Source organism: Aphanizomenon sp. UHCC 0183, from assembly GCF_009712065.1.
GTDB classification, from domain to species: domain Bacteria; phylum Cyanobacteriota; class Cyanobacteriia; order Cyanobacteriales; family Nostocaceae; genus Dolichospermum; species Dolichospermum heterosporum.
Genome location: NZ_VILC01000047.1, coordinates 1 through 9,309, shown reverse-complemented (window position 1 = coordinate 9,309; position 9,309 = coordinate 1). Strand labels below are relative to the sequence as shown.

6 protein-coding genes are annotated in these 9,309 nt (G+C 38.5%); 2 read left to right on the top strand and 4 right to left on the bottom strand.

Annotated elements, in window-relative coordinates; translation table 11 throughout:
* Positions 1–69 precede the first annotated feature (69 nt).
* Positions 70–870, top strand: a complete 801-nt coding sequence (locus FJR37_RS16295; protein ID WP_168466538.1) for a tetratricopeptide repeat protein — start codon at positions 70–72, stop codon at positions 868–870.
* A 318-nt stretch (positions 871–1,188) separates the two neighbouring features.
* On the opposite strand, the gene FJR37_RS16290 is transcribed toward FJR37_RS16295, so the two are convergent.
* Positions 1,189–1,695, bottom strand: coding sequence for a dihydrofolate reductase (locus FJR37_RS16290; RefSeq protein WP_039202572.1), 507 nt, complete (start codon positions 1,693–1,695; stop codon positions 1,189–1,191).
* A 146-nt stretch (positions 1,696–1,841) separates the two neighbouring features.
* Positions 1,842–2,816: a GTPase Era gene (era, locus tag FJR37_RS16285; protein ID WP_168466537.1), complete on the bottom strand. Its 975-nt coding sequence runs from the start codon at positions 2,814–2,816 to the stop codon at positions 1,842–1,844.
* 837 nt (positions 2,817–3,653) lie between these two features.
* Here era and FJR37_RS16280 point away from each other — a divergent pair.
* Positions 3,654–6,845: a DEAD/DEAH box helicase gene (locus FJR37_RS16280; protein ID WP_168466536.1), complete on the top strand. Its 3,192-nt coding sequence runs from the start codon at positions 3,654–3,656 to the stop codon at positions 6,843–6,845.
* A gap of 370 nt (positions 6,846–7,215) precedes the next feature.
* Here FJR37_RS16280 and sbcD read toward each other — a convergent pair whose 3' ends face one another.
* Both sbcD and cysH read right to left on the bottom strand, forming a co-directional pair.
* Positions 7,216–8,466: an exonuclease subunit SbcD gene (gene sbcD / locus FJR37_RS16275; RefSeq protein WP_168466535.1), complete on the bottom strand. Its 1,251-nt coding sequence runs from the start codon at positions 8,464–8,466 to the stop codon at positions 7,216–7,218.
* 65 nt (positions 8,467–8,531) lie between these two features.
* Complete coding sequence (gene cysH, locus FJR37_RS16270) at positions 8,532–9,236, bottom strand: phosphoadenosine phosphosulfate reductase (protein WP_053537602.1); 705 nt, start codon at positions 9,234–9,236, stop codon at positions 8,532–8,534.
* Positions 9,237–9,309: the final 73 nt, after the last annotated feature.

Sequence of the window (9,309 nt, the reverse complement as noted above, 5' to 3'; positions counted from 1 at the left end):
GCCCCTACGGGTTTTTCTGTATTCTGCTGCTATATGATTAATTTTGTTGCATATCACGTCCAGAGTTAGATGATTAAACTAATTGGTATTTTTCTGAGTCTGTTGCTGGTTTTTGGCTGGAATACACCAGTTATGGCGGAATCTCAACCTATTACCGCTCAGGAGTTGCAAGTAGGGGATGAATTGGCGAGTAAGGCTTTTGCAGCTACGAATCAGGGTGATTTTGTGACAGCGGAAGCTTATTGGACAGAAATTATTGAAAAATTTCCGACTAATGCGGGTGCATGGAGTAATCGGGGTAATTCTCGTGTCAGCCAGAATAAGTTACAAGCCGCATTGATGGATTATAACAAGGCTGTAGAACTTGCGCCTAATGTGACAGATCCTTATTTGAATCGGGGGACGGCGTTGGAAGGTTTGGGAAGATGGGAGGAGGCGATCGCTGATTATAATCGTGTATTAGAATTAGATCCTCAAGATGCTATGGCTTATAATAATCGTGGTAATGCTAAAACAGGTTTAGGGAAATGGCAAGAAGCGATTTTAGATTTCCAAAAAGCCACAGAAATTAACCCAAATTTTGCCTTTGCTAGAGCTAATTATGCCCTAGCTTTATATGAAACTAATCAATCAGATAAAGCTATCCGCGAGATGCGGAATATAGTCCGTAAATATCCTCGATTTGCTGATATGCGTGCCGCTTTAACAGCCGCTTATTGGGTGAGGGGAAATAAGGGAGAGGCAGAAAGTAATTGGGTGGCTGCTTATGGACTAGATACCCGTTATAAGGATATGAATTGGGTAACGAATATCCGTCGCTGGCCACCAAGTATGGTAGCAGCTTTGAATAGATTTTTGAAATTACAATAAATTGACACTCTCAGCGGCTAAAGCCCCTGATTTTCCCACTTACCGCGAGGTTTTATACTCAAAACGAGGGGTAAAGCAAGAGCTTCATTGGTGTCAACTTAACGTAAAACCTCTATCCCGCAAAGAACTCAAGTCATCTCATTCCTAGTCTCTGACTGGGAATGAATTCTAGAAGGCTCTGCCTTCAATGATATTAGAGGCAGAGCCTCATCAACTGCATTCCTAGTCAGAGACTAGGAACGAGGAACGGGGAACATAAAAATCAGTTGTGTATTAATTGTGTCCCATTACTTAGCCAATTATTGAAGGTGGCGTTACCTAATTAACGCACTTTTCAATTTCCACAAAATTAAACTTATAGCCATTTTCCTGCATTTTCTTTTCTTTGGTGACTTTCCCAAAATCGGCAAATTCAGGAAAGTATATGTCTCCCACAAAATTACCTTCAACAATAGTTAAATAAAGTTTATCGGCAAATTTGATTGCTTCAGTATAAATCTGTCCACCACCAGCGATAAATATTTCTTCTGTTTCACTCATTTCCGCCCATGCAATTGCTTCTGTTAATGAATGCAACACGACACAACCAAAGGCTTGAAAATCGGTGTCTCTGGTGAGAACAATAGTTGTACAATCGGGAAATGGTTTATTCATGGTAGAATAACTTTTACGCCCGATAATTACAGGATGTCTTCTGATCATTTGCCGATAATAAATTTCATCACTGGGAATATTCCAGGGATTACCAGAACGAATATGTTTTCTGGCTGAGTTTGCTAAAATTCGATTTTCAGAAATGGCAGCAATGAGGCTAATTAACGGCATAAATTGATAATATTCTGGTTTTTTCAGAGAAATGGGTAAATGATATAAAAAGTTGAAATCAAAAATATGGATAACACTAGAATGGGCGCATTCTCTACCACTAAACTGGGCGCAGGCCCTGCGCCCCTACTTCCTGATTCCTCATATTATTCTTCGACGCGATAACCTAGTTCTGCTAGACGCACCCGTGAATGTCGCCATTTGGGTTGGACTTTAACGAATAATTCTAGATAAACTTTCCCAGCAATTAGTTTTTGAATTTGTTGTCTAGCTTCACTACCAATAGCTTTGAGCATTGTTCCACCTTTACCAATGAGAATGCCTTTTTGAGAATCTCTCTCAATATGGATCGTGGCGAGAACACGGGTAATTTTTGGAGCTTCTTCAACTAAATCAATGCCTATGGCTACGGAGTGGGGAACTTCTTGACGGGTTAATAATAATATTTGTTCTCGAATTAATTCACCCATGATAAACCGTTCTGGCTGGTCTGTTACTAAATCGGGTGGATAATAAAATGGACCTGGTTCGAGATGACTAATTAATAAATCTTGGAGTTGCAATAATCCCGCGCCGGTTTTAGCAGAAAATTTCACACTTTGCCATTGATAGGTATCGGCTAATTGAATATAACTATCATCTATTTTTTGGGCATCTTCTGGTTGTTGATCAATTTTATTAATCCCCAGAATTACAGGTGTTTGAGTATTAATTAGTAGTTCTGCCACATAGCGATCGCCTGGACCACAAGCAACTGTACCATCGACCACAAATAATATCACATCTACCGAGTCAATGGCAATTTTCGCATTTTTTACCAACACTTCCCCTAATTGATGATGAGGTTTATGAATACCGGGCGTATCCACAAAAATCAACTGGGCTGTTTCCGTAGTTAAAATCCCCTTTAGGCGATTTCGAGTAGTTTGGGACACGGGGGAAGTAATAGCTATTTTTTGCCCAACTAATTCATTCATCAAAGTGGATTTACCCACATTAGTTCTGCCGATAATGCCAATAAAACCTGATTTAAATCCAGCCGGTGCTTGGGGAATCATGACCCCACCGAAATCAGTAAAAATATTATTATTAATATCAGATACTTGTGATTCTACTTGCATTTTTTACAGTTATGATTAATAGATTATTTTGAGCTTTGAGGGAAATTCTCTTTCAATTTAGGGGATTGCATAATGACGGTATAAATTATGTTTCGCGCAAAGATACAAAGGAGCAAAGACGCAAAGTTTGAAATTGTGATAGCTGGCGTGGCGTAGCCATATTTTCTATTCTCATATTTCAATTCACTAAGGACTAAATTAGAGATACATTAATTATTGCATATTTATGGAAATAATAAAAAGCATAAAGCCAAATTTTACTGTCCTCATAGAGGAGTCGTTGAGAAGCCCAGACTCACCTGTTCGCGTAAGCGTGACCAAGAAATAAGGTAGTGTATTAGCCCTGAAATTCATTTCAGAGTGGGTCTGTCAGCCAAAGAAATAAGCTATCTGTAGCTTAAGTTGACACCATTAAGCTTTTGCTAAACCCCTTGTATCATAATAAGGAGAGAAAAGAGGTAGGGGGGGTAGGGGGGGTAGGGGGGGTAGGGGGAGAAGAGAGGCAGGGGGCAGGGGAGGGAAGAACAGAAGTTTTTTCCGATCATTACCTGTCAAAATAAATTTGACGAACTACTAGTAGTCTGTCAACCCGAAAATGACGGGTGAAGGCAAGCAGGGGGAGAAGAGAGGTAGGGGGGTGGGGGAGGTAGGGGAGGTAGGGGGGTAGGGGAGGTAGGGGGTAGGGGGGTGCGGGAGGGAAGAACAGAAGTTTTTTCCGATCATTACCTGTCAAAATAAATTTGACGAACTACTAGTGTTTGTTACTATTGATAGCTAAAACTGTTCCCTACCTTCACAGACAACTTATTCAGCAAACCCTATTTAGTATATTAAAACATGGCAATTTTACACGGAACTTGGGTAATAAATCATCAAAATAGTTATTTCTTTATTTGGGGAGAAACTTGGCGTTCTTCACAGGTGCATATTGAAGTATCTGCTGAGATTCCTTTACATCCTTTGGCTATGAACTCGGTGGAATTAAACGAATGGTTAGAATTATCTAATTTATCAATTACTAGTTTAATTCAGCCATCTTCCCCTACTAAACAAAGAATTAAAAGTAAACCACCAACAGAAATAAAATTACCTATTCATTCACAAATAGTTTCTTTACCAACTTATTTTTCAGAAAGTAATAAATCAGAATTAACGACAATTTCTCCCGTTCATTCTTTCAGCGTGGATATAGATTCTCCATCTTCACAATATTTACATCCTTGTAAAATTGAGGGTTTTTGTCTCACTCCAGCATTAGCAATTCAATTTCTCTCATCATTACCCCTGAGTACAACCGATAATAAAGCGGCTTTATTAGGAGCAGATATTCATTTTTGGGTACATATTTACAGATGGCATTTAGATTTAATTTCTCGTTGTAAATTTTTACCAACTGTTGAGAAACAAGATAGTAATTTAATTGCCAAATGGCAGATACTTTTAGATAGTGCCATAGATGTCACAAGGTTAGAGAAATTCTCTTTACAAATGCCTTTAGCTTGTCGAACATATCAACAGACTACCGAAAATCTAGCAATTAATTTACCATTATTACCTCAAGAATTAATATTATCATTCCTCAATCACGTTACAGATAATCAATTGCGGTTAATGCTTGGTTCTCAATCTCCCCTAGAACCGAGAATGATGATGTCTTTACCTGCTACATTACAGCAATGGTTACAAGGATTAGTTAATGCAAATAATACAATTGATGCAGCAGGAGGAGACCGTTTACAAACTACTTTAAAAGCTTGGACTTTACCATTACAATATCAACTTACAGGCAAAGCTTTATTTAGAACTTGTTTTCAATTGCTTCCTCCAGAAAATGAAGAACCAGATTGGATTTTGAAGTATTTTCTGCAAGCAGCAGATAACCCAGAATTTTTAATAGCCGCAGCGACAATTTGGCATCAACCTGTAGATACATTAGTTTATCAAAATCGCACAATTGCACAACCCCAAGAAACATTTTTGCGAGGTTTGGGTTTAGCTTCTCGATTGTATCCGATAATTACCCCCAGTTTAGAAACTGCATCTCCCGAATTTTGTCACCTCACCCCCATGCAAGCTTATGAATTTATCAAAGCTGTAACTTGGAGATTTGAAGATAGCGGGTTAGGAGTAATTTTACCTTCTAGTTTAGCAAATCGGGAAGGGTGGGCAAATCGTTTAGGCTTAAAAATTAGTGCCGAAACTCCTCAAGAAAAATCCGGACGTTTGGGTTTACAAAGTTTATTAAATTTCCAATGGCATTTGGCAATTGGTGGACAAACAATTTCTAAAGTTCAGTTTGATAAACTGGTAAAATTAAATAGTCCTTTAGTCGAAATTAATGGTGAATGGGTAGAACTCCGTCCCCAAGATATTAAAACTGCCCAAACCTTTTTTAGTTCTCGCAAAGAACAAATGTCTCTTTCTTTAGAAGATGCTTTACGCATTAGTAAAGGAGACACCCAAGTAATTGAGAAATTACCTGTTGTAAGTTTTGAAGCTTCTGGTGCCTTGGCAGAATTAATTGGGGCATTAACTAATAATCAGGAAATTCAACCTTTAACTACACCTCAAAGTTTTCGGGGAGAATTACGTCCTTATCAAGAAAGAGGTGCGGGTTGGTTAGCATTTTTAGAACGTTGGGGTTTAGGTGCTTGTCTTGCAGACGATATGGGATTAGGAAAAACCATCCAATTTATCGCTTTTTTACTTCACCTCAAAGAAGAAAATGTCCTAGAAAAACCAACTTTATTAGTTTGTCCTACTTCAGTTATGGGCAATTGGCAAAAAGAAGTTAAAAAATTTGCCCCGACAATCAAAGTTTTAGAATATCACGGTGATAAACGTCCTAAAGGTAAAGCGTTTACAGAAGCCGTTAATAAACACGATATAGTAATTACTAGCTATTCACTGATTCACCGCGATATTAAATTATTAAAAGCAGTTGAATGGCAGATAATTGTTTTGGACGAAGCCCAAAATGTCAAAAATTCAGATGCGAAACAATCACAGGCAGTGCGACAATTAGAAACGACATTTCGCATTGCTTTAACAGGTACACCTGTAGAAAATAGATTGCAAGAATTATGGTCTATTTTAGATTTCTTGAATCCCGGTTATTTAGGGAATAAACAATTTTTCCAAAGACGGTTTGCTATGCCGATTGAAAAGTATGGTGATACTGCTTCTTTAAATCAATTACGTTCATTAGTTCAGCCTTTTATTTTACGCCGATTAAAAAGTGATAAAGACATAATTCAAGACTTGCCAGAAAAGCAAGAAATGACAGTTTTTTGTGGATTAACTTCTGAACAAGCTACACTATATCAACAATTAGTAGATGAATCTTTAGTAGAAATTGAATCTGCGGAAGGTTTACAACGTCGCGGCATGATTTTAGGGTTATTAGTGAAGCTAAAACAAATTTGTAATCATCCTTCCCAATATTTGAAATTAGCAACTTTAGAGAAACATCATTCTGCTAAATTACAACGACTAGAGGAAATGTTAGATGAGGTTTTAGCAGAAGGAGACAGGGCTTTAATTTTCACACAATTTGCTGAATGGGGTAAGTTATTAAAATCGTATTTAGAAAAGAAATTAGAACGAGAGATATTCTTTTTATATGGTAGTACCAGTAAAAAGCAAAGAGAGGAAATGATTGATAGATTCCAACATGACCCCCAAGGACCACCAATTATGATTTTATCGTTAAAAGCTGGTGGTGTGGGATTGAATTTAACTAGGGCAAATCATGTTTTTCACTTTGATAGATGGTGGAATCCCGCAGTTGAAAATCAAGCCACAGATAGAGTATTTAGAATTGGTCAAACCCGCAATGTTCAAGTCCATAAATTCGTCTGTACTGGAACATTAGAAGAGAAAATAAATGATATGATTGAGAGTAAAAAACAACTAGCAGAACAGGTTGTAAGTGCAGGAGAAGATTGGTTAACAGAAATGGATACAGACCAACTTCGTAACTTATTAATATTAGATCGGAATGCTGTGATTGAAGAAGATGAACTTTAAGAAATATATGCTAGAAAATATAGATAGGGCTTGCTGAAAAAGTTGTCTGTGAGGGCTAGAAGTATGACTAACGCCACGCTGCGCTATCAGGAGGTAGGGGCGCAGGGCCTGCGCCCATTCAGGAGTATGGCTAACACCACGCTTCGCTATCAGGAGTATGGCTAACGCCACGCTTCGCTATCAGCAAACCCTAGATAAACTCACCTAAGAAAGACATTTTAAACAGAAATAGGCAAATAGTCAAAATTGGTTAGAGAATTGCTGATAAGTACGCAGGCAAAATTAATTTTATAAGAAGATAGGCATTTAATGTAGGGGTAGCGCCCCCGTGCCTACCCCGGTATTTGGGGCAACCACAGGGGGTTTGCCCCTACTTACCTCCTTGGGGTACTAAATAAATTCCCTCATCATCTGTTAATAAATTCTGTGCTGCTTCTAACATAGAGGGCATTATTTCTTTCAAATCTTCCCGATTATTTAAGTAAGTTTTTAAAGCTGCCATTGGGTCAATACTGCTACTCGCGCTTAATTCAGGAATACGAGGTTTTGCTAACTGACTCACTAATTCGGCTTGAATAGTGTAAGTGTGTGCTATGCTTAAAGCTTGATGTATAGAAGAGTTATCAATTAAATCTAATTGTTCTGACCGCAATTTATAAATGAGTCGCACTACATTATCCTGAATATCATATTTAGTAATTCCTTTTAATAATGCTTTTTGTGGATCATCTTGTTTAGATAAATCTATCTCAATAGTCCGAAATGTTCGCACGGGTAAGGGACAAAATTCCCAATTTACTTTCCCTTTTTCCAAATCTATCATTACATAACCTTTGTCTTCCTTTTCTTCACTAAAATCTACCCGTTCAATACTTCCAGGATAAATTACTGGTGGGTCATTAGATTTATTTAAATTCTGGTGTTTGTGAACATGACCTAAAGCCACATAATCAAAACATGGTCGAGTTAATAAAGATAAGGGTAAAGTAAAACCTTTTCCGACTGCTAATAAACGTTCTGCACCTAAAGTGGCATTATCAGCCATTAAATGGGCTAAAAGCACAGTGGGTAAATTCGGGTCAAGACGGCGAATTTCTCCTTCGATAACTACCTCTAAACGGTCTGTGAGGAGTTGATTAACTTCTGCTAGAGAAGAACCCTGAGTTTCTTGACGAGTCATTAAAGTGGAACGAGTTAACCAAGGGAGAGTAATGATTTGCACATCTCCTTTTTGTGTAGAAAGGCGATGAGTAGTTAAAGTATCACCAACTACAAACCCTGGTACTCCCAAAGTCCGATAAATATTTAAACTTGCACCTCCCAAACCTTGGGAATGTTGGTCATGATTTCCTACTAATAAGACTGTGGGGATATCTGCATCAACTAAACGGCGAAATTGATTAGCAAAGGCTTCTTGAACATAGGGTGCAGGTGTGGCATTAGGGAAGGCATCACCACCAAACAGGACTAAATCTACATGATCAGCGATCGCTCGGTCAATACACAAAGATAATGTTTTCACAAAATCCTCTAGTCGGGTGTTTAAACCTGTGGCTGGATTAACGCGCCCGTGGCAAAAACCGCTACCAATATGGATATCTGAAAGATGGAGAATTTTCATAGTTTATTGGTTGTAAGGGTTTAGATCCCCGACTTCTTCAAGAAGTCGGGGATCTAGTGGTGTGATTAAATGTGAATTCCACACTCAGTTTTTTCACTTCCGCGCCAACGTCCAGCCCGTTCGTCTTCACCTTCGCCGACTTTAGTGGTAATAGGTTCGTCACCAATACTGGGATAACCTTGATCATGAAGGGGGTTGTAAATTACTTTATGTTCAGCTACATACGCCCAGCTTTGCTTACGAGTCCAGGTAGCTAGAGGGTTAATTTTTAATCTTCCCTTACCATCTAGTTCAAATACGGGCATGGTAGCACGAGTAACGGCTTGATCCCGACGACGACCAGTTATCCAGCCTACAGTGTTAAGCTCGTCTAGACCGCGTTGAAGTGGCTCAATTTTGGTAATGTCGTGGAATTTAGTAATATCTGTATCCCAAAGGGCTTCCCCAAATTTAGCAGCAAAGGCTTCACGGCTATCTACGTCTGGGGTTTTATAGGTTTTTAAATCTAGGTTATAGATTTCTTTGGCTTTAGCTACCAATTCTAGGGTTTGGGGGAAATGATAAAGGGTATCTAGGAAAATAACGGGAACGGGATGCTGAAGTTCGCTATAAAAAATGTGTGTCAAGATGATGTCATCAACGTTGAAGGCACTAGTTTGGACTAATCCTGTGGGGATGTTCTTTACAGACCAGGCTAGGATTTCTGTAGGGGTTGCAGTTTCAAATTGCTGATTTAGTGATGCTAAGTCAAAGGCGATAGAAGTTGTCATGATCTTTCTCTAAAACCAAGATTTTTTACTTTTGTTAAATCTAATCTTATAAGAAGATAGGCACATAAGTAGT